The sequence below is a fragment of the Shewanella sp. MF05913 genome (assembly GCF_059758095.1).
Genome location: NZ_JCAYNT010000014.1, coordinates 71,265 through 95,771 on the forward strand (window position 1 = coordinate 71,265; position 24,507 = coordinate 95,771).

The 24,507-nt window shown below is 41.5% G+C and carries 25 protein-coding genes; 17 read left to right on the plus strand and 8 right to left on the minus strand.

Annotation, left to right across the window (positions count from 1 at the left end; genetic code table 11):
• Positions 1-56: 56 nt before the first annotated feature.
• From nrfA to AC19MV_RS15710, 5 genes are all read left to right on the plus strand, one after another.
• The gene (gene nrfA / locus AC19MV_RS15690; protein ID WP_498308722.1) at positions 57-1,448 is read left to right on the plus strand and encodes an ammonia-forming nitrite reductase cytochrome c552 subunit; all 1,392 of its coding nucleotides are present in this window, start codon (positions 57-59) and stop codon (positions 1,446-1,448) included.
• A gap of 602 nt (positions 1,449-2,050) precedes the next feature.
• Positions 2,051-2,389: a P-II family nitrogen regulator gene (locus AC19MV_RS15695; RefSeq protein WP_432402506.1), complete on the plus strand. Its 339-nt coding sequence runs from the start codon at positions 2,051-2,053 to the stop codon at positions 2,387-2,389.
• 9 nt (positions 2,390-2,398) lie between these two features.
• Positions 2,399-3,649, plus strand: a complete 1,251-nt coding sequence (locus AC19MV_RS15700; protein WP_498308724.1) for an ammonium transporter — start codon at positions 2,399-2,401, stop codon at positions 3,647-3,649.
• Positions 3,650-4,018: 369 nt separating this feature from the next.
• A complete protein-coding gene (locus AC19MV_RS15705) occupies positions 4,019-4,354 on the plus strand; it encodes a hypothetical protein (RefSeq protein ID WP_498308726.1) in 336 nt (111 codons plus the stop codon).
• A gap of 116 nt (positions 4,355-4,470) precedes the next feature.
• Complete coding sequence (locus AC19MV_RS15710) at positions 4,471-5,754, plus strand: tetratricopeptide repeat protein (protein ID WP_498308727.1); 1,284 nt, start codon at positions 4,471-4,473, stop codon at positions 5,752-5,754.
• A gap of 51 nt (positions 5,755-5,805) precedes the next feature.
• Here AC19MV_RS15710 and AC19MV_RS15715 read toward each other — a convergent pair whose 3' ends face one another.
• The gene (locus tag AC19MV_RS15715; RefSeq protein WP_498308729.1) at positions 5,806-6,687 is read right to left on the minus strand and encodes a transporter substrate-binding domain-containing protein; all 882 of its coding nucleotides are present in this window, start codon (positions 6,685-6,687) and stop codon (positions 5,806-5,808) included.
• A 453-nt stretch (positions 6,688-7,140) separates the two neighbouring features.
• On the opposite strand from AC19MV_RS15715, the gene aroG reads away from it, so the two are divergent.
• On the plus strand, positions 7,141-8,196 hold the full coding sequence (gene aroG / locus AC19MV_RS15720; protein WP_498308731.1) for a 3-deoxy-7-phosphoheptulonate synthase AroG: 1,056 nt from the start codon (positions 7,141-7,143) through the stop codon (positions 8,194-8,196).
• A gap of 39 nt (positions 8,197-8,235) precedes the next feature.
• Here aroG and AC19MV_RS15725 read toward each other — a convergent pair whose 3' ends face one another.
• Complete coding sequence (locus AC19MV_RS15725) at positions 8,236-8,412, minus strand: hypothetical protein (protein WP_160053507.1); 177 nt, start codon at positions 8,410-8,412, stop codon at positions 8,236-8,238.
• Between the two features lie 351 nt (positions 8,413-8,763).
• Between AC19MV_RS15725 and AC19MV_RS15730 the strand changes: the two genes are divergently transcribed.
• Together AC19MV_RS15730 and AC19MV_RS15735 are read left to right on the plus strand one after the other, a co-directional pair.
• Positions 8,764-10,557: an ABCB family ABC transporter ATP-binding protein/permease gene (locus AC19MV_RS15730; protein ID WP_498308733.1), complete on the plus strand. Its 1,794-nt coding sequence runs from the start codon at positions 8,764-8,766 to the stop codon at positions 10,555-10,557.
• Between the two features lie 302 nt (positions 10,558-10,859).
• Positions 10,860-11,078: a hypothetical protein gene (locus tag AC19MV_RS15735; protein WP_188958389.1), complete on the plus strand. Its 219-nt coding sequence runs from the start codon at positions 10,860-10,862 to the stop codon at positions 11,076-11,078.
• Between the two features lie 219 nt (positions 11,079-11,297).
• Here AC19MV_RS15735 and AC19MV_RS15740 read toward each other — a convergent pair whose 3' ends face one another.
• Entirely contained in the window at positions 11,298-11,492 is a 195-nt protein-coding gene (locus AC19MV_RS15740) for a hypothetical protein (RefSeq protein WP_498308734.1), read from the minus strand.
• A 154-nt stretch (positions 11,493-11,646) separates the two neighbouring features.
• The gene (locus tag AC19MV_RS15745) at positions 11,647-13,134 is read right to left on the minus strand and encodes an FMN-binding glutamate synthase family protein (RefSeq protein ID WP_498308735.1); all 1,488 of its coding nucleotides are present in this window, start codon (positions 13,132-13,134) and stop codon (positions 11,647-11,649) included.
• 195 nt (positions 13,135-13,329) lie between these two features.
• Between AC19MV_RS15745 and AC19MV_RS15750 the strand changes: the two genes are divergently transcribed.
• From AC19MV_RS15750 to AC19MV_RS15775, 6 genes are all read left to right on the plus strand, one after another.
• Positions 13,330-13,941, plus strand: coding sequence for a DUF5610 domain-containing protein (locus AC19MV_RS15750; protein WP_498299197.1), 612 nt, complete (start codon positions 13,330-13,332; stop codon positions 13,939-13,941).
• 132 nt (positions 13,942-14,073) lie between these two features.
• On the plus strand, positions 14,074-14,823 hold the full coding sequence (locus AC19MV_RS15755; RefSeq protein ID WP_498308737.1) for a ferredoxin--NADP reductase: 750 nt from the start codon (positions 14,074-14,076) through the stop codon (positions 14,821-14,823).
• Between the two features lie 188 nt (positions 14,824-15,011).
• The gene (locus AC19MV_RS15760) at positions 15,012-16,019 is read left to right on the plus strand and encodes a Fe(3+) ABC transporter substrate-binding protein (protein WP_498308739.1); all 1,008 of its coding nucleotides are present in this window, start codon (positions 15,012-15,014) and stop codon (positions 16,017-16,019) included.
• Positions 16,020-16,106: 87 nt separating this feature from the next.
• Positions 16,107-17,738 (plus strand): ABC transporter permease, encoded by a 1,632-nt coding sequence (locus tag AC19MV_RS15765; protein WP_498308740.1) that lies wholly within the window; start codon positions 16,107-16,109, stop codon positions 17,736-17,738.
• A 1-nt stretch (position 17,739) separates the two neighbouring features.
• Entirely contained in the window at positions 17,740-18,774 is a 1,035-nt protein-coding gene (locus AC19MV_RS15770) for an ABC transporter ATP-binding protein (RefSeq protein ID WP_498308741.1), read from the plus strand.
• A 208-nt stretch (positions 18,775-18,982) separates the two neighbouring features.
• Positions 18,983-19,921, plus strand: coding sequence for a Dyp-type peroxidase (locus tag AC19MV_RS15775; protein ID WP_432402478.1), 939 nt, complete (start codon positions 18,983-18,985; stop codon positions 19,919-19,921).
• A 128-nt stretch (positions 19,922-20,049) separates the two neighbouring features.
• On the opposite strand, the gene argR is transcribed toward AC19MV_RS15775, so the two are convergent.
• Both argR and AC19MV_RS15785 read right to left on the minus strand, forming a co-directional pair.
• A complete protein-coding gene (argR, locus tag AC19MV_RS15780; RefSeq protein ID WP_432402476.1) occupies positions 20,050-20,520 on the minus strand; it encodes a transcriptional regulator ArgR in 471 nt (156 codons plus the stop codon).
• A gap of 170 nt (positions 20,521-20,690) precedes the next feature.
• Entirely contained in the window at positions 20,691-21,131 is a 441-nt protein-coding gene (locus AC19MV_RS15785) for an META domain-containing protein (protein ID WP_498308743.1), read from the minus strand.
• A 122-nt stretch (positions 21,132-21,253) separates the two neighbouring features.
• On the opposite strand from AC19MV_RS15785, the gene AC19MV_RS15790 reads away from it, so the two are divergent.
• The 3 genes from AC19MV_RS15790 (at position 21,254) to AC19MV_RS15800 (ending at position 22,450) form a co-directional block, all read left to right on the plus strand.
• A complete protein-coding gene (locus AC19MV_RS15790; RefSeq protein ID WP_432402472.1) occupies positions 21,254-21,472 on the plus strand; it encodes a hypothetical protein in 219 nt (72 codons plus the stop codon).
• A 3-nt stretch (positions 21,473-21,475) separates the two neighbouring features.
• Positions 21,476-22,024, plus strand: coding sequence for a GNAT family N-acetyltransferase (locus AC19MV_RS15795; protein WP_432402470.1), 549 nt, complete (start codon positions 21,476-21,478; stop codon positions 22,022-22,024).
• 69 nt (positions 22,025-22,093) lie between these two features.
• Complete coding sequence (locus AC19MV_RS15800; protein WP_498308745.1) at positions 22,094-22,450, plus strand: hypothetical protein; 357 nt, start codon at positions 22,094-22,096, stop codon at positions 22,448-22,450.
• Positions 22,451-22,481: 31 nt separating this feature from the next.
• On the opposite strand, the gene AC19MV_RS15805 is transcribed toward AC19MV_RS15800, so the two are convergent.
• Positions 22,482-23,048 carry a GNAT family N-acetyltransferase gene (locus AC19MV_RS15805; RefSeq protein WP_498308746.1) on the minus strand — a complete coding sequence of 189 codons (567 nt, stop codon included), beginning with the start codon at positions 23,046-23,048 and terminating at the stop codon, positions 22,482-22,484.
• Positions 23,049-23,120: 72 nt separating this feature from the next.
• Positions 23,121-24,272, minus strand: coding sequence for a methionine adenosyltransferase (metK, locus tag AC19MV_RS15810; RefSeq protein WP_011636133.1), 1,152 nt, complete (start codon positions 24,270-24,272; stop codon positions 23,121-23,123).
• Positions 24,273-24,507 lie beyond the last annotated feature (235 nt).

Sequence of the window (24,507 nt, forward strand, 5' to 3'; positions counted from 1 at the left end):
GATGTCGTGATTATTAACATAAATATAATGTAACACGGAGATAAAGGGTGATGAAGATGAACGTAAAATCAATTGCACTCAGTGCTGTTATCGCTGCCAGCTTTATGGCTGCAGGCGCAATGGCGAGTGATAAAACCGAACCTCGTAATGAGGTTTATAAAGATAAATTTTCAAATCAATATAACAGCTGGCATGCAACTGAAGAAAGCAAAGAAGTTGTTGATATGTTAGAGCAAGTACCTAGCTTAGTTGTATTGTGGGCCGGTTATGGTTTCGCGAAAGACTATAATGCACCTCGTGGCCATATGTACGCTGTGACGGATGTGACTAACACATTACGTACTGGCGCACCCAAAAATGCAGAAGATGGCCCAATGCCAATGGCTTGTTGGAGCTGTAAAAGCCCTGATGTACCTCGCGTGATTGAAGAGCAAGGTGAAGACGGTTACTTTAGCGGTAAGTGGGCTAAAGGCGGACCAGAAATCGTTAATGTTCTAGGTTGTGGCGATTGTCATGAGAAGGGTTCACCAAAGTTACGTATGTCACGTCCATATGTTGAACGCGCAATGAACACAATCAATACCCCATTTGATAAAGCTTCTCGTAAAGACAAGCAATCAATGGTGTGTGCTCAGTGTCACGTTGAATACTATTTCGAGAAAACAGCAGAACGTCCTGGTTTTGTTAAATTCCCTTGGGATATGGGAACCACTGTTGAGCAAATGGAAGTGTACTATGACAGCATGGAGTTCTCTGACTGGACTCATGCCGTGTCTAAAACGCCTATGTTAAAAGCGCAGCACCCTGGTTATGAAACTTGGAAAACGGGTGTTCACGGTCAAAATAACGTGAGCTGTGTTGATTGTCATATGCCTAAAGTGACAAACGATAAAGGTCGTAAATTTACCGACCATAAAGTAGGTAACCCATTTGATCGCTTTGAAGAAACCTGTGCAACATGTCATAGCCAAAGCAAAGAGTTCATGGTTAAGCAAGTTGAAGAAAGTAAGCATAAAGCAGCAGATTTAAAAGCACGTGTTGAAGCTCAACTCGTTAAAGCTCACTTTGAAGCGAAAGCTGCTTGGGATGCCGGTGCGACTGAAGCGGAAATGAAACCAATTCTAATGGATATTCGTCATTCACAATGGCGTTGGGATTATGCGACTGCATCACATGGCGCATCAGCTCATGCTCCAGCAGAAGTATTGCGTATTTTAGGTACTGCATTAGATAAAGCTGCTGATGCTCGTGTTAAATTGGCTCAGGTATTAGGTGCTAAAGGTGTTAAACAACCTATTGCATATCCTGATACTTCGACTAAAGCAAAAGCGCAAGCAGCATTAGGCATGGACATGAAAACCATGAATGCTGAAAAAGCTGAATTCAAGAAAACACTTGTGCCTAAGTGGACTGAAGAAGCGAAGAAACGCGAAGCAACATATAAGTAATCAGCAATGATGGAATAGCGACTTATATCGTTATTTTGTTAATGATTAGCCAAAACCGCTCCCTAGTGAGCGGTTTTTATTTTTGCGGTTTGATTAGCCTAATACCAATCCGCATTAATAAGTGACCACTCAGAATACATCTAGCGGTTTTTGATTAAGGCGTCGCTATGTCGCCATGGTTGTTCTTTTCAAATAGTGAGAATGTAGCGCAAAAGCTGCTTATTTCAGCGATAATCCTTTTCATCACTCTGATGTGTCAATAACTACCATTTCTAATCTTTCTAAGCCATCGCGACTTTTTGCTCTTATCACTCTCGGTTTCCACAATCCTCATTTTTCAACATCCTCAGTTTTCATAATCTTATTTTAATTAACATTATCCCTCCTTTAACTCATACAAATGGATTGACACCGTTGTTGCACCAAAATAAGGCGCTACTGATTTTTTAATGCACGTCATTGGTGCTTTTATATGCGTCTACAATCAAGAATATAAATTAAAGTGTTTTAAAACATGGCTTTAAAAAAGTGGCCTAATGATTGAATTAGTTAATACAACAAATCAATAACAACTATATTTTTTCACACTTTTGGAGGTCGAGATGAAACTCGTCAGCGCTATCATCAAACCATTTAAATTGGATGATGTCCGTGAAGCCATTGCAGGCATGGGCATTGAGGGTATGACTGTTACTGAAGTTAAAGGCTTTGGACGCCAAAAAGGGCACACAGAGCTTTATCGTGGTGCAGAGTATCAAGTGGATTTTTTACCGAAAGTAAAATTAGAAATTGCCACTAAATCTGAAAACTTAGAAATGTTAATCGAAGCGATCACCACCGCGGCTCATACCGGTAAAATCGGTGATGGCAAAATTTTTGTGACTGAATTAGAACAAGCGATCCGTATCCGTACGGGTGAACTTGATAACGAAGCGTTATAGGGGGCAATTATGGAAGAATTAACAAAATTAGGGCTCACAGTCACTGAATTACGTTTCGCATTAGATACCTTCTACTTTTTAATTTCAGGTGCGTTGGTCATGTGGATGGCTGCTGGTTTTGCCATGTTAGAAGCTGGACTTGTCCGCTCTAAAAACACCACAGAAATTTTAACTAAAAACGTGTGTTTATACTCAATCGCTTGTGCCATGTTTTTGCTTGTTGGCTACAACATTATGTACGTTGACAATACTGAAGGTGGTATTTTGCCATCATTTGGTTCGTTAATTGGCTCACAAGCAAGCGATGCAGATCATGCATTAGAGTCTGACTTCTTCTTCCAGGTTGTGTTTGTGGCAACTGCGATGTCTATCGTATCTGGTGCAGTAGCAGAACGTATGAAACTGTGGTCTTTCTTAGCATTCTCTGTAGTAATGACAGCCGTTATTTACCCAGTTGAAGGTTACTGGACATGGGGCGGCGGATTTTTATCAGAAGCCGGTTTCTTTGACTTTGCTGGTAGCGGTATTGTGCACATGGCTGGCGCGGCTGCTGCAATTTCGGGTGTATTGTTACTCGGTGCACGTAAAGGCAAGTATGGCGCGAACGGTCAAGTTAATCCTATTCCTGGTTCAAACTTACCGATGGCGACATTAGGGATGTTCATTTTATGGATGGGTTGGTTTGGTTTTAACGGTGGTTCACAGTTATTAGTGTCTGATGCTGAAAACGCAACCGCAGTCGCTAAAATCTTTGTTAATACCAACTCAGCCGCGGCCTTTGGTGCAATCTCTTCTCTACTCGTTTGTAAGGTAGTTTGGGGCAAAGCCGACTTAACCATGATTTTAAACGGTGCGTTAGCTGGTTTAGTTGCCATTACCGCAGACCCATTATCGCCATCATTCTTAATGGCTGCCGTGATTGGTTTAGTTGCAGGTGCCGTGGTTATATTCTCTATCATCGCATTAGACCGTATCAAAATTGATGACCCAGTCGGTGCGATTTCTGTTCACGGTGTAGCCGGTTTCTTAGGTTTAATGTTAGTGCCTTTATCAAATGCCGATGCAAGCTTTGGTAGTCAGTTATATGGTGCATCAGTTATCTTTACCTGGGTATTTTCTGCATCGTTACTCGTATGGTTTGTGTTAAAAATGACCATGGGCATTCGAGTGACAGAAGAAGAAGAATATAACGGCATGGATGTATCTGACTGTGGTGTTGATGCATACCCTGAGTTTGTGAGTGTTAAATCTGCAAGTTAATTAGATCCGTCAACGACGTATAAAAAACAGAACCTTCGGGTTCTGTTTTTTCATATTTGTAGTAAGTTGGTGGCATATGATGTAAATAATACCATTGCGCATTAATAAGTGACCACTCAGAATGCATCCAGCGGTGTTTGATTAAGGCGTCGCTATGCAGTAATGGTTGTTCCCTTTCAAATAGCGAGAACGTAAAGCAAAAGCCGCTGGGGCATTCCTTTCAGGCGAGTTTTAAAAGGGCTTACACTGCGTTGCATGACTTCGAAAGAGAACCACTATTCATTCAGTCATACGCCTTGTTTAAGCCCTTTTAAATTCTCGCTGAGAGATCATTTACTAACACGCAATGGTATAAAGAGGCATGTGGCAATGGTGAATCAATTTAAGTTGGCTTGCGTAATATCATTGGTGATGTTGAGTTTTGCTGTGAATGCAGGCACTGTTGTGGTGCGTAAATCCTCTGAAGCATTCGATGCATTTGCGGTGCGTAACGAGGTTTTGTTGCAACATGAATGGCAACAGTTAATGAGACAACAACAGCAATTAAATATTTTGCAATCTCTCCCGTTAAACTGCATTTCTGTCGATACTACCTACCTCTACTTTCAATGTGGTCAACATCATTACCGACCTTATCAATATCAAGACCAACAATTATTTATCGAAATTGACCCTTATCAACGCAATCCTGCTTTACCCAAATAATCATCATAGTGCGCACACTCTATGCAATACTCTGCGCAATGAGTATCAATTAGTGGCTGAAAGTAGGACTATTGACTACGCTTTTAGATAGCTTATTCCTATCTGAGGGTTGAATTATGTTCGCTTATCACCCAAGCAGGAGCGCCAAAAAGGCATTATGCCCGAATCAAAATGGATTTTTATCTAGTGTAAAAATATTAAGCTTTATCGCTCTGAGGCTAATCACGGCAAGTGCTAAAGTACTGAGAGTCAGGTCATTTATCTTAATTGGCTTAATATGTAGCTTAACCGCTTGTCAGTCTACCTCATCAGCAGTTAAGCAACTTGATGTACAGACCCTATTTAAAGATGAGCTGTTTACGCCTGTAAGCACCATTAATGTGGATGATATTTATCGTTTGCCTGCGTCCTTTGTTGCTAAATTTAGACGTCAATATCAAGCTGAAAATTCTCTTCGTAGTCACAATAAGTTAGCCAATGAATGGTTAGCGCAATACATTGGAGCACAGGCGGGGGGATTTGAATACCGTGATCATTACACTCGTTCTGCCAGTGAAACCGTATTAAATCGACAAGGCAATTGTATGTCTTTGGTTGTGTTGTCTGCTGCGCTAGCTGACGTGTTAGGCGTACCGGTTGAGTTTAACGATATTGATGTTGAACCTATTTGGGACCGTCGCGGCGGATTTTTCTTGGTCAATGGCCATGTGAATTTGAGTTTGATGCCGCCAGAAAATAATCATACCGTGCTATTTAGAGGGGCAGAGGTGTTGGTTGATTTTTTGCCTGAGCGTTCGGTTCGAGCGTACAAGAAAAAGCAGGTCAATAAACGCCAACTTAGCGCTATGTATTACAACAATATTGCCGCTGAAGCTTTAATTAACAGTGATTATGACAGGGCTTATGCTCTGGTGAAAAAAGCCATCATTTTACATCCACGTTATGTTGCTGCCATTAATACACTTGCCGTTATTTATCGCCATAAAGGTGACAACGATGCCGCCGAACGGGTATATCGCACCGCACTGAATGTTGACCCGCACGACTTATCTACATTGTATAATTTGGCGTTAATATTAGGCGAGCAAGATCGCTTAGAAGAGTGGGCGCAAGTGCATAAAGTGCTTGAACTGGCACGTATTAATAATCCTTTTTATTATTTTGATATGGCTCAGCAAGCCTATTTTGATAAACAATATCAAGATGCGTTGGTGTGGTACAAACGTGCCGTTGAAAAAGCAGATTATCGCCATGAGTTTTATTTTGGTTTATCGCGAGCATATTGGGCAACGGGTGAGGAGCGCTTGGCAGAGAAAAATATGAAGCGGGCTTTAGCGTTAAGTGATGGCAATAATAAACAGCGCTACCAAAGTAAGTTACAAGCAATGAAACAGCGTTAACATGTTAATGCTGAGTTGATTCAAGATTTATCTATTCAGTTGTTTAACGCGTTATCGAGTGAGTTGATTGTAATATTGTGCGGGTTGGTAACTATTTTGCTCTGCTAAATCGAGGATCTCTTGGTAACGATAAGACTGTTTTAGCGTTGATATTGCACGGTCTACGATGGCGGCAGTGTGTTTGTCATGGCAAGCAATTTTGCGTTCAGCAGGAGCAAATAATGCCACTTCAGTCACCGGGAGGCTGGTATTGAGTTTGTCACGTAGTTGGTGGCGATAATACTCAAAAATACGACGCTCGAGCACAATTGATTGTGTATGACCATTAAACAGCATGACTACCTGACTTTTTTGATTTGATATTTCGCTGTAGCTTGAGCTGGCTGTTGCTAATGCTTCAAATTCGTCACCAAGGTAATGTTTTGCGTTTTGAAATCCCAAAATAGTGATGGGTTTAAGATCTTGTACATTATTAACCTGTAAATGATTTTTAGTTAAATAAAATACACTATTTTGATACTCAATTAAGCTTTGGGTGTAAAACATCCCCTCGACATTATTTGGTGTATTCACCATGCAATCGATTTTTTTAGTATTCACTAATCGTTGTGCGCGTAGATTCGGCGCATGCACCAGCTCTTTAATTGCAATGTCGTTAAGCTCAAGCGCGGCAACCAATAAGTCATATTGCACACCCTGTGGTTTATCAGCAAAAAAGTAGGGCGCTATGCTGTTACTTGTTGAGAAGCTGATTTGTTTTAAACTTGGTAAGGATGCTTGTTGATAGTGCTCTACATGCTGGTCAACTAATGGGTGGGCTTTTTCAGAAGGATGAATCGTTTCTATCGGATCGGCAACAACGGTGACCGTTGAAACGGCGTGACCGATAAATGAGCTAAGCGTGATGAGCAAAAAAATAATGCCGAATTTCAAACGTTAACTTCCTTCTATTGCTACTGACTCATTGAAACGTATGTATTGAAAAATCACTTCCTTGTAATGACGTCACTCTGCGAAGTATTGCGTGTTAAGTATCGAGTGTTAGGGATCGATTGTTAGAGTTCTACGATTATGTCATTGAGCTCATTAAGATAAACACTAACCGTTAAAATATTGTTGAAAAGTGTGCCGTTGTCAATGCGGTTAGATTGTTCGAGTATGACTTTTCAGCAGATAACTTAACGTTAATGGTAACGATGACTTATTATCGGCTGTGATGAATAATACTTGATTGATTTGTCGATAGATACTGGTTAAATTGAAGATTCTTGTTCATTTTCCTGATGTACTCTACTCGTTTTCTATATCACTTTTATGAATTAAATTTTCTTTTTTTCAATCTATTGAATCAGAGTTCCAGTAGGTTTTGCCGGAGTTGTAACCATTATGTATTATCAAAATGACGATATTCGTATCGATGAAATAAAAGAATTGCTACCTCCGATCGCTATTCTTGAACGATTTCCGGCAACTGAAAATGCATCAGCAACCGTGTTTAATGCGCGTAACAATATCCATCATATTTTGAGCAGAAAGGACGACCGTCTATTAGTGATTATTGGTCCTTGCTCTATTCATGATCCGGTTGCAGCACTTGAGTACGGCCAACGTTTAGTGGCATTGCGTGAACAATATAAAGATCAGCTTGAAATTGTGATGCGAGTGTATTTTGAAAAACCTCGTACTACCGTTGGCTGGAAAGGATTGATCAATGACCCTTATATGGACAATAGCTTTCAATTAAATGATGGTTTACGTACTGCTCGTAAGCTTCTTGTTGATTTAAATGAGCATGGCATGCCTACGGCGGGTGAGTTTCTCGATATGATTACGCCGCAGTACGTGGCTGACATGATGTGCTGGGGCGCGATTGGTGCTCGCACTACAGAATCACAAGTACATCGTGAACTGTCATCAGGCTTGTCTTGTCCTGTTGGGTTTAAAAACGGTACCGATGGCACGATTAAAGTGGCAATCGATGCAATTGGTGCAGCAAATGCACCACATCATTTTTTATCGGTTACCAAGTTTGGCCACTCTGCGATTGTGTCGACCAAGGGTAATCCTGATTGTCATATTATTTTACGCGGTGGCCGTGAGCCAAACTACAGCGCCGAGCATGTCAAAGATATCTCTGTGCAATTGGCAAAAGCGAATGTTGCCGATAATATTATGATCGATTTTAGCCATGCAAACAGTAGTAAAGATTATAAAAAGCAAATGCTTGTTGCTGATGATGTCGCGGGACAAATCTCTGCCGGTAATCAAGCTATATTTGGTGTGATGGTTGAAAGCCATTTGGTGGAAGGTCGTCAAGACTTAGTGGAAGGTGTAGCGCTGTGTTATGGACAAAGTATTACCGATGCCTGCATAGGTTGGACAGATACCGAGTCATTACTTGCGACACTCAGCCAAAGTGTGATTGAGCGCCGCAAAAAGTAACTCATTCATATTAATAAAAAATAAGGCGCAATATGCGCCTTATTTTTTTACCTGTTCGACTAAATATTCATTTGCTTTTGCCAAGCTGCCAAAGGCTGAAATAAGATTATCGCGGCCTTTATCTTGTAATTCAGGATTACCTGATTCAATCATCATCCATACCCAGGTTTGTATTAGTTGTAATGGTGGGTATTGAACTTTCGTGCTATCCAACATAAAGCATCCTTCAAACTGTAAATCGTTGTTTGCTTATAACCAAACAGTCGTTTCTTTATACCTGAAGAGTATCAAATAATATCCACAGAAATAACTCTATTTGGGCTTTAAAAGCACAAAATGATGAAATAAAACCAGGTAGTAGTATAAAAGTATTTGTTTATTGCTATGTAAGTAAGTCTAAAGTGCTACATTATTTTAATAGCAACAAGTAAAATGGCTTATTATACCTTCGTGTTTAATCAAGTAGAATGTGACGCAAGTCTGATAAGAAAATGCTTTATAATAAGACAATATTGATAAACCTCATGAACACATTGCCACGTTAAGCGGCCTAACATTGGAGTCACGATGAGACCTTCTGCGTATTTTGAAGGCCCAGTAGGGAAACTAAACTGGCATGTTTTACGATTATTATGGCCGTATCTCATTGAGTTTAAAGGCCGCGTGCTATTGGCCATGTTGTGTTTAGTTATTGCTAAAATTGCGAGCGTAGGCTTACCGTTTATTCTGAAAGATCTTGTCGACACCTTAGATAAGTCAAGTACAGCACAGGTCTTAGCAGTGCCGTTTGGTTTGGTTGTCGCATATGGTGCTATTCGTTTTTTAAACGTGATTATTGGTGAGGTGCGCGACACCTTATTTGGCCGGGTGACAGAACGCGCTATTCGTCGTTTAGGGCTGACTGTGTTTGATCATTTGCATCGCTTAGATCTCGATTTTCATCTTGATCGCCGTACCGGTGGTTTGTCTCGCGATATTGAGCGAGGCACGAGTGGTGTGAGCTTTTTAATGCGCTTTATGGTGTTTAATATTGTGCCTACGTTGCTCGAGATTACGTTAGTTATCGGCATTTTCTTTTTTAATTACGGTATTAACTTTGCACTCATCACCTTAGTTTCAGTGATTATTTATATTGGCTATTCGATAAGAGCAACTGAGTGGCGCACCGAATATGTGCGCGATGCAGCAAAAGCTGACTCACTTGCTAATACCCGTGCGATAGACAGCTTGTTGAATTATGAAACGGTAAAATATTTTAATAACGAACACTACGAATCACAGCGTTATGATGATGCGCTAGCCCAATGGGAAGTTGCTAAGCGTAAAAACCGCTTATCGTTATTGGCTCTTAATGGTGGCCAGGCATTGATTATTGCTATAGCAATGACCGCAATGATGGCATTAGCAGCACACCAAGTCGCAATGGATGTGATGACCATTGGTGATTTTGTATTGATTAATGCCTTTATGATGCAGTTGTTTATTCCGCTTAATTTTTTAGGTTTTGTATACCGTGAAATCCGTGGCGCATTAGCCAATATCGAACGTATGTTTGATATTATGGCTAATGTACCGCAAGTAGAAGATCAAGATAACGCTTCACCACTAAGTCCAAGTATTGGTGCCATAAAATTCAATGATGTTAGTTTTCAATATGATCAACGGTCTATTTTAAAGCAGGTGAGTTTTGATGTCCCCGCAGGTAAAAAAATTGCTGTCGTCGGCGACAGTGGGGCTGGCAAGTCGACCATTATTAAGCTTCTGTTCCGTTTTTATGATGTAAAAAGTGGTGCAATTACCATCGATGGTGTCGATATACGTGATTTGACTCAACTCGCATTGCGTAAAGCCATTGCTGTGGTGCCACAAGATACTGTGTTATTTAACGATTCAATCTATGAGAATATTCGTTATGGTCGCCCAGACGCGACAGAAGAGGACATTAAGCAAGCGACTCAGCTAGCCCATTTAAGCGACTTTATTGAATCACTCCCGGATAAAGGTGACACCAAAGTTGGAGAGCGAGGTTTAAAGCTGTCGGGTGGTGAAAAACAGCGCGTCGCTATTGCGCGGGCAGTGTTAAAAGGCGCGCCTATTTTAGTGTTTGATGAGGCTACATCATCATTAGACTCTCGTTCAGAGCAAGCAATATTAAGTGCATTACGTGATGCCGCTAAAGGCCACACGAGTTTAGTCGTAGCGCACCGTTTGTCGACCATTATCGATGCGGATCAAATCGTGGTGCTCAGCAAAGGATGTATCGTTGAGCACGGCACTCATAGTAGTTTATTAGCGCAACAAGGCTTGTATTCACGTTTATGGCATATTCAACATGAACAAAATGAGTTGCAGGCAAATTAATGAAAAGGGTTAACGGGGTCAGCACGATTATGAGTGCTGTATTCTCGTGATTGAACTTTATTGGCGATAGATGAGTATTGTTACATTTATAATGAATGTTTGTTTTGACGACAAAGATTAACGCAGTTACCCTTATAGCCAATTAGCTTGAAGATGCTCTGAATCATGCATTTTTTAGCTTGATTGGGGATACCCAATATCAATGATATAACTTATTTGCGATATACTGCTTTGTTTTCTAAATATCTTATTAATCAATTAGTTTTTAAATTAAGGTGCAAAATGATGTGTGGAGGTGACTTGTGCATAATATTGCGTTGATAGCGGCGCTTGAAGGCACCCGGCATCAAGTGACAACAGATTGGTTTGCGATTATGGCCATGCTGAAAACGCGAAATATGTCAGATGACGCTATTGAGATTGTGTACAATGATTTGTGTGCAGGGTTACGCGTTACTACTCGTGGGCTGACGTTAGCTAAGGCTGTTGAAAAACAGCAAAACGAGAATATTGTAAAGTAGAAATATAGACAGCAAAGACGACATTTCGTGCCTATCTTAATCCCCAATATGTTTGACTCATATCTTACTTAACCTAAAATAATTCAACTGAATTGATACTCATTTAGATATAGAGATTAATGAAAAGATGATACTGGGATAAGAAATGTGATTGGGTAAGTGTGATATGCCTATTAACTGAATAATATCGCTAAAGTAGGCATTGCTGATATAAAAAGGCTATTTTTTACGCCAACCGATACACACCATTTTGACCAAAGATTTTGGAGAGGTGTCGAGAACTAAACGCTTAATCTTACCGTGTTCAAAGCACACAAGTTCACCTTCGATCTCAATCATGCGATCGCAGTTTTTACAGCTAGCACTCAAGCTTTTTTCGTTAACAGGTATATTTTCCGCTGCAACTTTCAACATATGATCCTTGGCTTACAAGTGTTCCTAAATCACATCAACCTAGATTAATGTGATCAATATCAACTTCTATTCTACACCCTATTCGTATTTTCAGCAAAGCCATGCTGTATAAAAAAAGATATATCAGTACTACCTAATTAGTCTAATAGCCGATCTATTGCATGTGTCGATAATGTTTGTCGAGTGTCACGGCAACGCCCGTGGTTTGCACAATGCGGGCATGGTGACGGGTAAGATGTCTTGGATCGGTAACGCCACATGAATGGGCTATCATCGTTAAATCATAATGCAGAAAATGATTATAATTAGCGACTCGCGCAGACTTGTCTTTAGGGTCTAACCCTTGCTGTAAGCGTGTATTGTGGGTGGTGATGCCGGTAGGGCAGGTGTCTTTATTGCACTGTAGTGATTGAATACACCCTAAAGCAAACATATTGCCTCTGGCGGAGGCTATAAAGTCAGCTCCCGTTGCTAAAGCCCATGCAACATAAGATGGCATGACTAATTTACCCGTGGCGATAATTTTGATCCGCTGCTTTAAACCGCGTTCATTGAGTAAATCGACCAATAAAGGCAAACTTTGTTTTAGGGGTAAGCCTACATTATCCATTAATGCCTGAGGTGCTGCGCCAGTGCCACCGTCTGAACTGTCGAGGGTAAAAAAGTCAGGCGCAGATCCCATACCACGCCGTTCAATTTCATCACATAAATCGTTCACCCAAGTGATATCACCTAATACGGCTTTAATCCCTGTTGGTTTACCGGTGATGTCACGTACTTGATTAATCATGTCAAGAATATCGGCCACGCAGGTAAATTCGATATGACCATTTGGACTAATAGAATCTTGACCGACAGGTATGCCTCTTATTGCTGCTATTTCTTCGGTAACTTTAATAGCGGGTAAAATGCCGCCTTTGCCAGGTTTAGCGCCTTGGCTTAATTTAATCTCGAACATTTTCACTTCAGGATGAGCGGCTACCTCGGCGAGCTTTTTAGGATCTAAATGACCTTGTTCGTTGCGCACCCCATATTTAGCCGTACCGATTTGAAAGACTAAATCACAATGACCTTTTAAATGGTGCGGGCTCAATCCACCTTCACCGGTGTTTAACCAACAACCCGCTTGCGCGGCGCCATGCGACAATGCCGTTATTGCAGGGCGAGACAAGGCGCCGAAGCTCATTGCTGATATATGGCAAATTTTGTTAGTGCTATATGGATGCTGACAGTCTGGTCCTAAGATTACTGCGACGGTGTTATGTTGGTCATGATCACTGATAGGAAAGGCTGAGTTCATAAACATCACAGTGCCAGGCTTATCTAATACTTGGGTTGAGCCAAATGCGATGGTGCGATCAACATTTTTGGCGGCACGATAAACCCAGCTACGTTCAGCACGATTAAATGGCAGTTCTTCACGGTCTTGAGAGAAAAAGTATTGTCTAAAAAACTCGCCTTGTTTTTCAAATAAATACCGAAAGCGACCAATCACAGGGTAATTATGCCTAATTGCCTGTTTAGTTTGTAGTTTATCTGCGATATACATATAAACCACTGCAATCAATAATAGCCAAAACAGCACCAAAAATAGACCTGAGAAAATGTCTATTCCCCACATAAACCAATGTTGTTGCGGCATGATGCTGTCCTTGTTTAACAAATATTTTTATTACCATATTAGCAGACATGTCTTTGAGCAAGTTAAATTGATGATACTAATCAGTAGGCTAACGTTACTCGACGAAAATGATGTGAAAATATGACAACGATGACTTCAGAAATAAATTTTTTGGTCGATAATTAAGCTATCTGCCATTGTAAGTGAGTCAAGATTATGGATATTAAAAGCACCAATAACGCGAGTGTGAACTCGCAGACTAACAATCAAACTAACAATCAGACGACAGCCAGCCAACAAGCAACAAAAAACGCCACCGCTGAGCCTAAAATGACTAACAATCAAATTAGCCGTCAAATGATGAATAATTCGATTTTAGCTGCGCAAGAAGAAGTGAGCATTGCCGCGGGTGATAAGTCGATGGCACTGCTTTATCGCGCAGCTATTGAAGCCATTAACGAAGAGCTCGCACCGACCCTAGGCGAAAATTCGGTACAAAAAAATGCCGAAGAAGGCATTGATTATTCACCTGAAGCCACCGCCGACCGCATCGTGAGTTTTGCGACAAAGTTTTTTGCTACCCATCAGCAACAAAATCAATCAATGGGGTTTGATGACCAAGTTAGTAGCTTTATGGTGAAAATTGGCGACGCCATCGATCAAGGCTTTAAAGAAGCCAGTGATATTTTGTCTGGGCTCAAAGTATTGCAAGGTGACATTGCCGAAGGTGTTGATCAAACGTATGAATTGATCCAGCAAAAACTGGCTCAATTTGCACAAGACAGGCTAGATGCTAACGCTGCTAAAGCAGAAGCAAAAGAGGCTTAAGCTTACGCAATGACATTTTCGCCCTCTTCAAGAGGTTGAGTTTTATATCCTAAACACGCTTAGACTGTTCATTCAGCAAATATCTGTATAGATTGGTATTATTATTCATACCAATCTCAAAGGATAATCGCCATGTGGATTAACGGTACCGTCATTAAACGCATAGACTGGAATGACAAATTATTTTCTTTGCGTATTAAAGCTGATATTGAGCCCTTTATTGCAGGGCAATTTATTAAGTTAAGTCAAATACGCGATGACAAGCGCGTCGCCCGGGCTTACTCCCTCGTTAACCCACCCGGCACCGATTATGTTGAAGTGCTGGCGGTGGCAGTAGAAGATGGTCAGTTATCGCCAGATTTACAAAACCTCAGCCCAGGCGACACCATAGAGATAACCCCTAAAGCCACCGGATTTATGACCTTAGATGAAATTCCCCAAGGCGCATTACAAGGTAAACACTTATGGTTTTTGTCGACTGGCACAGCCGTAGGACCGTTTATTTCAATGCTAGGCACACAAGCGCCTTGGCAACGGTTTGAGAAAGTGGTGCTTGTTTATGGCGTCAGGCTAGCTGAAGATTTAGCTTATCTAGACACCATTAAGCAGCTTCAAGCAACACACCCGCAACAATTTGTCTTTATTCCCATTGTGACTCGCGAAGCATTTCCTGACGGATTATCTTGCCGGATCCCTGACGGCCTGAGCAGTGGTTTGATTGAACAAAAAGCCGGTTTAGGCATTAATGCCGAACATTCCCAAGTGATGATTTGTGGCAATCCAGGGATGATCAGTGATGCACAAACTGCGTTAATGGATAAAGGTCTCACTAAGAACTTACGAAGAGCACCTGGGCAGATTACCGTTGAGAAATATTGGTAACTTGCAATTTTGACCAATTGAAACTGGTGCAGAGGCTACGCTGTTTACATTCTGTTGACTTAAAATACGAAAAAATCAAACAGCACTTGCTCAATATGTGACGTTTATTTATTATGTATGCAATTGATAATTATTATCACTTACATTCTAAAGGGCTTATTAAAGCTTGATCACAGGAGAGTGCCACAATGAAATTGCTTAATAACGTCGCATTGTTAGGGTTAGCCGGAATGGCTTTTTCGGTCAGTGCTGCTGAACCACTAACCGTTTATTCGTATCGCCAAGCATTTTTAGTTGAGCCAATCTTAGCGCAGTTTACTGAGCAAACAGGCATTAAGGTTAACGTGGTGTTTGCCAAAGACGGTATTGCTGAACGTATTGCCCGCGAAGGCCGTTTATCGCCTGCTGATGTGGTACTCACATCTGACTTTTCTCGCTTGATGGAGTTGGTTGAGAAAGATCTGGTTAGCCCTGTCAATAGCCCTGTCATTAATGACAATATTCCTGCTCAATATCGTTCGCCGAAAAACGATTGGGTTGCCTTAACCATGCGCGTACGTAACGTTTACTCTTCAAAAGAGCGCACTGGTAAGATTGATATTAATTATGAAGACTTAGCTTCTGCACAATACAAAGGTAAAATCTGTACTCGCAGTGGTAAACATCCTTACAATGTCGCCTTAGTGGCCTCGATGATTGCCCATGATGGGGAAGCGCAAACCAAAACCTGGCTAGAAGGCGTAAAAGCCAACCTTGCGCGTAAGCCACAAGGCAATGATCGTGACCAAGTGTTAGCGGTTAAAGAAGGTTTGTGTGATATCGCCATCGGTAACAGCTACTACTTCGGTAATATGTTGATGGATAAAAACCAAAAGAGCTGGGCAGAGGCCGTTAACATTAATTTCCCTAATCAGCAAAACCGTGGTGCGCATATCAACGTATCAGGTATGGCATTAGCAAAACACGCGCCTCATAAAGACAATGCAGTTAAGTTAATGGAGTTTTTAACTTCAAATGTTGCCCAAGGAATGTATGCCGAAGTCAACATGGAATACCCAGTTAAAGCAGATGTACCACCGTCTAAACTTGTGGCATCTTGGGGTGATTTTAAAGCCGACTCATTGCCTATTTATAAACTCGCTGAACATCATCAAGCTGCGGTTAGGTTGCTTGATGAAGTTAAATTTGATCTGTAACTGAGTTATAGGGAAAATTTCAGATAACAACAATGTCGGCATATTATTACCCGTTAATAGTGTGCCGTAATTAATTCGGTAAACGTTATGATTTTAGGGTTAACCAGAAGCTGGTCGCTTACTGGTTATGTGATAACAGCAATATTACTGTTACCACTTTTAGCATTAATCGTACAGGCAACATTGCCAGACGAAGCGGTATTCTCTCATCTGTTTAATACCGTATTACCCACCTATATTTTCAATAGCCTAATATTAATGTTGTTAGTAGGCTTAGGCTCACTAATCATTGCTTTACCTGCTGCGTGGTTTATTGCTCGTTGTGAGTTTCCTGGCAGACGTTATTTTCAATGGTTGTTATTATTACCTTTAGCCATGCCTGCATACATTGTCGCCTATGTTTATACAGATATGCTTGATTACGCGGGCCCCGTGCAACGTGCATTGAGGGCTTGGTTTGAGTGGCAAACGCCTCATGATTATTATTTCCCTGCCATTCGCGGTATTGGCGGCGCAGCCATTGTATTGTCGCTGGTGTTATTTCCGTATATTTACTTGTTAGCCCGCACCGCATTTATGGAGCAATCATCGAACTTGCTGCACGCGTCTAAAGTTATGGGCTGTGGACCTTGGCGTAGTTTTTGGCGGCTAGCTTTACCTATGGCAAGGCCTGCTTTAGCGGTTGGCGTTGCATTAGTTGCCATGGAAACCGCCGCTGACTTTGCCACTGTCAGCTATTTTGCGGTACCGACATTAACCACGGCGGTGTACGACACCTGGCTAGGTTATGGCAGTTTAACCGCGGCAGCTAAACTCTCTGCAATCATGTTATTAGTGGTATTTAGCATGGTGGGTGTAGAGCGTTTTGCTCGGCGTAAACAACAGCTATTTCAAAAACAAGCGAGATTAGATGAGTCCGACAGGTATCGTTTAACTTCAGTAAAAGCTTGGACTGCATGGGGCTACTGTTTAAGCTTATTAACCCTCTCATTTTTATTACCGTTTGCCGTGTTATGCGGTTATGCCATTGATTACTTTGCCGAGAGTTGGGATGTACGTTTTTGGCAATACAGTTTAAACAGTTTGTATATTGCCGCTGTCGTCAGTGCCGTGTGTGTGGTGTTAGCGGTAATATTAATGTTTTTAAGGCGTGTAAGCCCACGTTCAAGTGATCATTTAGCCTCACGCCTCAGCAGTACTGGTTATGCATTACCCGGAACCGTTTTAGCCATTGGTGTATTGGTACCACTGACGTATATCGATTTTGCCATTAATGATGTAATGGAATGGTTTGGCGCTCAAGGCCCTGGGTTATTATTTACTGGCAGTGTATTTACGCTGATCTTTGCTTTTTGTGTACGCTTTGTCGCCATCGCGATTGGCAGCTTAGAAAACAGTTACAAGCGTATTTCACCTTCATTGGACATGGCGAGCATTACGTTGGGGCAATCGCCGATGCAATTATTGCGGCGTGTGCACTTGCCGTTATTACGCAAAGGCATGTTTGCCGGTGCGTTATTGGTGTTTATTGAAAGCATGAAAGAGCTACCCGCAGCATTATTACTACGCCCAATAGGCTTCGAAAACCTGGCTACGTATGTGTTTCAATTTGTCTCGGATGAAAAGCTAGAACATGGTGCATTAGCGGCCATTGTGATTGTTATTGTCGGGTTAATCCCATTGATTTATTTAAATCGTTCGTTGGAGCAGTCCCACTAATATGTCGACTTTATCTATCAGTAATGTCACCAGTGACTATCAAGGTCAGGTGATATTACATCAGTTAAATTTAACCCTACAACAAGGTGAAATTGTTGCCTTGTTAGGCCCAAGCGGTTGCGGTAAAACCACGCTATTGAAAGCCATCGCTGGTTTGCAGGGAATTAGCCAGGGCAGTATAAAAATTAACGGTGAAGTGCTCAGTGGTGAAGGTATTTTCATTGCCAGTGAACAGCGCGGTGTTGGAATGATTTTTCAAGATTATGCGCTTTTTCCGCATTTAACGGTGGGCGATAATATTTTGTTCGGTGTGAAAGGCTTAAATAAACTTGAGCGCCAAACAAGATTAGAGGACATGCTCGAATTGGTTAAGTTAACCGGGCTAGGTGGGCGTTATCCTCATGAGCTTTCTGGCGGGCAACAACAGCGAGTTTCGATTGCGCGTGCATTAGCTTACCAACCCGAACTCATGTTACTTGATGAGCCTTTTTCTAACATTGATGCACAAGTTAGGCATGAGATGATGTTAGAAATCCGCGCAATATTAAAACAGCGTAACGTCAGTGCGGTGTTTGTGACTCACAGTAAAGATGAAGCATTTGTGTTTGCCGATAAACTCGCGTTATTTGAGCAAGGGCATATCGTTCAACATGGCGCCGCAGAAACCTTGTATGCCAATCCCAATAGCCGTTACGTCGCAGACTTTTTGGGTACCACAAATTATTTACCCGTTACGTTATTAAGCAGTCATCAGGTACAGAGTCCATTAGGTGTGCTAACCAGTTCTACTGCGTTAAGCCATGCTGTTGGGGCGCAGGGGCAATTATTATTAAGGCCACAACAAATGATGCTGCAAGCCGATCCAAAGGGCCTCGGGGAAGTCATCGATCGGCGGTTTTTAGGCTCAGTGTGTCATTACCAAGTTAAGTTAAATGATATTTATATAGAAGTGAGCAGTCCAATCATGAGTTTTGCAGCGGGCCAGCGAGTCAGCCTTACCGTTGCCGAGCACCCACTGGTGGTTTTTCTTGATTAACATATTGCTCAACTTAGTCGTTATTTGCTTGCTGCGGTGATAATTGACTGTGAATGGCAGTTAATCATCTAAATGTGAGTGCACTTCAAGTAATTTGTGGTTATTTAGGCTAAAGTGATTTGGCTTAATGATTACAAATCTAATATCATCAATTTGTTAAGTAATATGCATTTAGGCCGACAAACAGTATTAAGGTGGATGAGTTTATATGGGTAACCAAGTTATGCCTCGTGAACAGTTAGGAATTTGCGCAGAAGGGAATTTACACAGTGTGTATTTGATGTTTAACGCTATTGATGGTGTTGAAGAGCAGTTACGCCCATCAATTGCTAATGTGGCGCAATACATATACGAACTCACGGACCAATATGCCGACAGTGCTTTTAATGGCTTTGTGGGGATTGGCGCTAACTTTTGGGATACTTTTTATCCTCAAGCACGCCCTGCATTGTTAAAACCGTTTCCGGCGATGAACGAAGGTAACCGTGACGCACCTGCAATGGAGTATGATATTTTTGTGCATATCCGCTGTGATCGCTACGATATTTTGCATTTAGTGGCCAATGAGATTAACCAAATGTTTGAAGATTTGGTTGAACTCGTTGATGAAGAACGTGGTTTCCGCTTTATGGACAGCCGTGATTTAACTGGCTTTGTCGATGGCACCGAAAATCCGAAAGGACGTCATCGTCAGCAAGTCGCATTAGTGGGTAATGAAGATCCTGAGTTCACTTCAGGTAGTTATGTGCATGTACAAAAATACAAACATAACCTCAGCAAGTGGCATAGATTACCTCTAAAAAAACAAGAAGATATTTATGGCCGTACTAAGGTCGACGATATTGAATATGAATCTGAAGATAAGCCGTTAACAAGCCATACAAAGCGGGTTAATTTAAAAGATGATCAAGGTAACTCATTAGAGATTTTGCGCCAGAGCATGCCTTTTGGTTCGGTAAAAGAGCAGGGATTAGTGTTCATTTCTGTGTGCAAAACACCAGAACATTTTGAGAAAATGTTACGCAGTATGGTGCACGGTGATGCTCATGGTAATCATGACCATTTAATGCTGTTTACCAAAGCCTTAACCGGGTCGTCTTTCTTTGTTCCTTCTCTGGACTTTTTAACCCAGTTTGACGACGCATAATCGGTTCTCTGCTGTTTAGGGTTTATCTTTAGGCAATAAAAAAGCAATGCCGAGGCATTGCTTTTTTATATCTCAACATTGTTTAATTCTGCTTAATGCTAGAATTAAAATTCAGTTTAAGTGCTTTATTATTCTGTGTAGTTAAACAGAGATTTAACGGTTTCTAAGGTGTCATCAATTGTTTTGATGCTGGCAGGGCAGATGAAAATGGTATCATCACCTGCGATAGTGCCTAAAATACCTTCGGGCTTACCTATAGAGTCGAGTAAGCGAGCAATTAATTGTGCAGCACCAGGACTGGTTCTTACCACAATCATGGCTTGGTTATGATCAACATCTAGCACTAGATTTTTTAGTGGGCTGCCAGCTGTTGGTACACCTAGCTCTGCTGGTAAACAGTACACCATTTCTTGTTTAGCATTGCGCGTACGTACCGCGCCAAACTTGCTAAGCATACGAGATACTTTTGATTGATTAATATTGCCGAATCCTTCGGCTTGAAGCGCAATAACAATCTCACTTTGGCTTCCAAAACGCTCTTCTTTCAGAATCGCTTTAAAAGTTTTAACGAGCTCATCCTGATTTCTTGTCGCTGGCATAATGATATTTCATCTTATAGTTGTTATTCAAAAAACTTGCACATTTTGAATAGATCCACTTATTAAGTCAAGAAAGAATCATATTTTTTGAATAAAAATTCAAATTAAGAGTGGAACTTAATGCTGACACCTTGCGGGTTATATGAACAATTATCACCGCGATATGGCGATTACAGTGCTTTTGGTGGTTCGCCTAAGTCATTTAAGCGGCTAAGCACTAATAAAGTATCACCATTTTTAGCCAGTAAATTGAGCTTCCCATTAGAAAAACCTGCATGCTGTACCAATGATATTGCTTGCATTAAGTCGGCTTCTTGCGCCATTAATGAATCGATACATGCTTTCATCGTGGCGCCAGCGGTGGTGAGCTGTAACAGATTACCTTGTTGAGTATATTGGCCAAAAAATTGATTACAGCTATTGTTACCAGTGAGTTGTCCGTCTTGAGCAAACACGATATTGGCTGGGCTGTGGTAAATAGCAGGCGTATCGAGAACAGTTTCGACATGCCATGTGCCAATGAGTTGATCGCTTGAGAGTTGTAATGGTGGGTTTTGACAAGCACTGAGGCCAAAAAGTAAAACGGCGGCAGTAAGAATAGGCTTTATCATGTTGTTAATGTTCCTAAAATAACAAAAGCCATTATTCTACTATTTGTTCAGCGCATTTAGGGGGATAATGACCTAATTATTGGTTTAATTAACATAATTTAACCTGTTTACGGGTACACCATATGATCAAACTACTCAAAATTTTACACTTTATTGGCATCGCTATGTTGCTGGTGGGTGTGTATTTATACCTGCAGACAGAGTTTGGCCAGCAAGTGAGCGGCATGTTAGTGATTGCCTTGCTCATTGGGATTGGCACGTTAATTATGTCGCCGTTACCTGTTGCACTGGTTATCGAGTGGGCACAAAAACAACCTTCTTCTTTCAATTCAAAGGAATAACCATTGTCATTCATCGTCCGTAAAGCTGTATTAACCGACGCCAAAGCCATCGCGCACTTAGAACGTGCCCATGTTGATGACGAACTAACCACCCCTAACGGCATTTTACATGCTCATTCGTTAACCATTAGCGAAGTTAAGCAATTAATTATTCAGCACTGGATAGTGGTTGCCGAACAACAAGGCGACATTATCGGTTATGTTGTTGCCGCGAAATGGGTCTTTGTTTCTTCTCAGCCATTGTATCGTAATATTATTCAACGAATTAAATTTGCTGATTTTGAAGGACGTCCTTTATCGACCACCAATACCTGCCAATATGGGCCAGTTTGGATTAATAAATCATATCGAGGTAATGGTATATTTGAGGCGATGGTTAACGAACTTAAATTGCTTTTAAAAGACCGTTATCCGTTTATGGTGACCTATATTGCCGCCGATAATGCTCGTTCACTCGCTGCGCACCAAAATAAAGCGGCTATGCAGATATTAGAAGGCTTTAGTTTTGAGCAGCGTGATTATCAATTGCTGATCACTGAAACACAAAAGTAAGCGGTTGTTCCATACAGTGGCCGTGTGCGGTGTCACGGCTGCTTAAATCAATGCCGCAGAGGGTCACCGATGACAACTCGTTTTAACGCACTTTTTGAACCGTATTTGGTGCTGACGCTGTCGGCCTTTGATAACATGAAGCTGGTTGTTGCAGTGTTGTCTGAGATTAATGAACCCTATCAATGCGTTGAAGCTAAGATGTCAATATCGCCTGTCAATACTTCAATGGAGACAGGGTATTTTGTGCGTTGGCATGATGCATGGCTATTTTGCGGGTTAACCAACTCCTATTGTGCTTCTATTGTGTTGTTTACTGAGATTGAACGAATTGAAATGACATCATTAACGAGTCTAAATATCCCTGTAATGACGATGCAACAAGTTGGGTTTATGTGTGTTGAAAGTGCCCATTTTGATCACTGCTAACGTCTGCTATATGCTCATCATGTTTACCGTTTCACGATAGCTGCATAATAATAAGCGGCCTGCTTTCACTGTGATAACGCTGATACAGTTGCATTATCTCTGCAGGAACTTGAGCTATATGAGCGGGTTGTAACCACTGAAATTGTTGTTGCTGATATAACGCCTGCAAGCTGATATCGGTAAAAAGGAAGCACTTTTGCGGTATTAATGTGGGCGCAATAAATTGAAGTAGTTGAGTCGCTAGTTTTTTACCCCGCAGGTGCGGCGCCACTAATAAGCCGCTGATCAGCTGATATTGACCAACATGTTTAATTCTTACAGCAGCAATGATTTCGCGAGACTCCAAACCTTCACGACCAGAGGTGATAGTTGAATTTACCTCATTGTGTGGCAACGCTTGCGGATTAGCCGTATCGCGTGCTTTAACATCCTCTTGATAAATAACCGCAACAGACTCTTTGCTCGATACTCTGGAATAAGCCATATGTTGGCGATAAAACAACTTAATTGCTGACCACTGCTTTATTTGCTGCAACGATGCAGCGCAATGCTCATATTGAGTGGGTAAGTTAGTCTCTACCCAGCGGATGTTTATCATAATGTTTATTTTTCTAATATTAACAAAAAACCGCCATGCGGCGGTTTTGTGTGGGCTGGACAGCTCGGTTAATTATAAACCGGCGTCAGCACGTAATGCTTCAGCTTTGTCTGTCGCTTCCCATGGGAAAATATCGCGACCAAAGTGACCATAAGCTGCCGTTTGTTGGTAGATTGGGCGCGCCAAATCTAACATCGCGGTTAAGCCATATGGACGTAGTTCGAAGTGTTGACGCACTAACTTAATCAATACTTCTTCAGACACTTTACCAGTACCGAATGTTTCGATACTGATTGAAGTAGGTTCTGCAACACCAATTGCATAAGACACTTGAAGCTCACAGCGATCAGCAAGACCGGCAGCAACAATGTTTTTAGCAACATAACGTGCCGCATAAGCTGCGCTACGGTCTACTTTTGATGGGTCTTTACCAGAGAAAGCACCACCACCGTGACGCGCCATACCGCCGTATGTGTCAACAATGATCTTACGACCTGTTAAACCACAATCACCCACTGGGCCGCCAATGACAAAACGACCGGTTGGGTTAATAAAGTATTTAGTGTCTTTATTTAACCACTGTGCAGGTAATACCGGCTTAATAATGGTTTCCATTACGGCTTCAATCAAGTCAGCTTGGGTAACATCTTCACGGTGTTGAGTTGACAGTACGATTGCATCAATACCAATAATTTTGCCGTCGTCGTATGCAAAAGTCACCTGGCTTTTTGCATCAGGGCGTAACCACGGCAAGGTGCCGTCTTTACGAACTTCAGACTGACGCTTCACTAATTTGTGGGCATAAGTAATTGGTGCTGGCATTAATACGTCGGTTTCATTGCTGGCATAACCAAACATTAACCCTTGGTCGCCCGCGCCTTGCTCTGCAGGATCTGAACGGTCAACACCTTGGTTGATGTCCGGAGACTGTTTGCCAATAGCATTTAAAACTGCACATGAATCGGCATCAAAACCCATATCTGAATTGGTATAACCGATTTCGCGTACCGTTTTACGGGTAATCTCTTCAATATCGACCCAAGCAGAAGTGGTGACTTCACCACCGACTAATACCATGCCTGTTTTAACATATGTTTCGCACGCAACACGAGCTTTAGGATCTTGCTCAAGTATTGCGTCTAATACCGCATCAGAAATCTGATCGGCGATTTTATCTGGATGACCTTCTGAGACTGACTCAGAGGTAAACAAGTGCTTTGCCATAATAGGAGAATCTCGTTGGTTGCATTTGAATATACGTCTAGACGTCTATTTTAGTCGAAATCGAAATCGATAACACCCCCTAATACGAATTTAACTGGAGAATTGTGCAGTGGTGCATGAATATTTTTTATTTACAAGGAGAGTGTTTAGCTTTGAGGTTAATTAACTTTCTGATTAAAAAGGTTTTTGAAGTTTTATTTTGTTCTGTTTTAATCACTTTGGTGTCATTAATTGA

Bases quoted from the DNA above. Each gene is read 5' to 3' on its own strand.
- argR (WP_432402476.1), bottom strand. From the start codon at position 20,520: ATGCCAGCGACAAGAAATCAGGATGAGCTCGTTAAAACTTTTAAAGCG.
- AC19MV_RS15705 (WP_498308726.1), top strand. From the start codon at position 4,019: ATGGTGAATCAATTTAAGTTGGCTTGCGTAATATCATTGGTGATGTTG.
- AC19MV_RS15700 (WP_498308724.1), top strand. From the start codon at position 2,399: ATGGAAGAATTAACAAAATTAGGGCTCACAGTCACTGAATTACGTTTC.
- AC19MV_RS15800 (WP_498308745.1), top strand. From the start codon at position 22,094: ATGACAACTCGTTTTAACGCACTTTTTGAACCGTATTTGGTGCTGACG.
- AC19MV_RS15805 (WP_498308746.1), bottom strand. From the start codon at position 23,048: ATGATAAACATCCGCTGGGTAGAGACTAACTTACCCACTCAATATGAG.
- AC19MV_RS15695 (WP_432402506.1), top strand. From the start codon at position 2,051: ATGAAACTCGTCAGCGCTATCATCAAACCATTTAAATTGGATGATGTC.
- AC19MV_RS15755 (WP_498308737.1), top strand. From the start codon at position 14,074: ATGTGGATTAACGGTACCGTCATTAAACGCATAGACTGGAATGACAAA.
- aroG (WP_498308731.1), top strand. From the start codon at position 7,141: ATGTATTATCAAAATGACGATATTCGTATCGATGAAATAAAAGAATTG.
- AC19MV_RS15760 (WP_498308739.1), top strand. From the start codon at position 15,012: ATGAAATTGCTTAATAACGTCGCATTGTTAGGGTTAGCCGGAATGGCT.
- nrfA (WP_498308722.1), top strand. From the start codon at position 57: ATGAACGTAAAATCAATTGCACTCAGTGCTGTTATCGCTGCCAGCTTT.
- AC19MV_RS15730 (WP_498308733.1), top strand. From the start codon at position 8,764: ATGAGACCTTCTGCGTATTTTGAAGGCCCAGTAGGGAAACTAAACTGG.
- metK (WP_011636133.1), bottom strand. From the start codon at position 24,272: ATGGCAAAGCACTTGTTTACCTCTGAGTCAGTCTCAGAAGGTCATCCA.
- AC19MV_RS15785 (WP_498308743.1), bottom strand. From the start codon at position 21,131: ATGATAAAGCCTATTCTTACTGCCGCCGTTTTACTTTTTGGCCTCAGT.
- AC19MV_RS15770 (WP_498308741.1), top strand. From the start codon at position 17,740: ATGTCGACTTTATCTATCAGTAATGTCACCAGTGACTATCAAGGTCAG.
- AC19MV_RS15765 (WP_498308740.1), top strand. From the start codon at position 16,107: ATGATTTTAGGGTTAACCAGAAGCTGGTCGCTTACTGGTTATGTGATA.
- AC19MV_RS15740 (WP_498308734.1), bottom strand. From the start codon at position 11,492: ATGTTGAAAGTTGCAGCGGAAAATATACCTGTTAACGAAAAAAGCTTG.
- AC19MV_RS15750 (WP_498299197.1), top strand. From the start codon at position 13,330: ATGGATATTAAAAGCACCAATAACGCGAGTGTGAACTCGCAGACTAAC.
- AC19MV_RS15775 (WP_432402478.1), top strand. From the start codon at position 18,983: ATGGGTAACCAAGTTATGCCTCGTGAACAGTTAGGAATTTGCGCAGAA.
- AC19MV_RS15710 (WP_498308727.1), top strand. From the start codon at position 4,471: ATGTTCGCTTATCACCCAAGCAGGAGCGCCAAAAAGGCATTATGCCCG.
- AC19MV_RS15745 (WP_498308735.1), bottom strand. From the start codon at position 13,134: ATGCCGCAACAACATTGGTTTATGTGGGGAATAGACATTTTCTCAGGT.
- AC19MV_RS15725 (WP_160053507.1), bottom strand. From the start codon at position 8,412: ATGTTGGATAGCACGAAAGTTCAATACCCACCATTACAACTAATACAA.
- AC19MV_RS15790 (WP_432402472.1), top strand. From the start codon at position 21,254: ATGATCAAACTACTCAAAATTTTACACTTTATTGGCATCGCTATGTTG.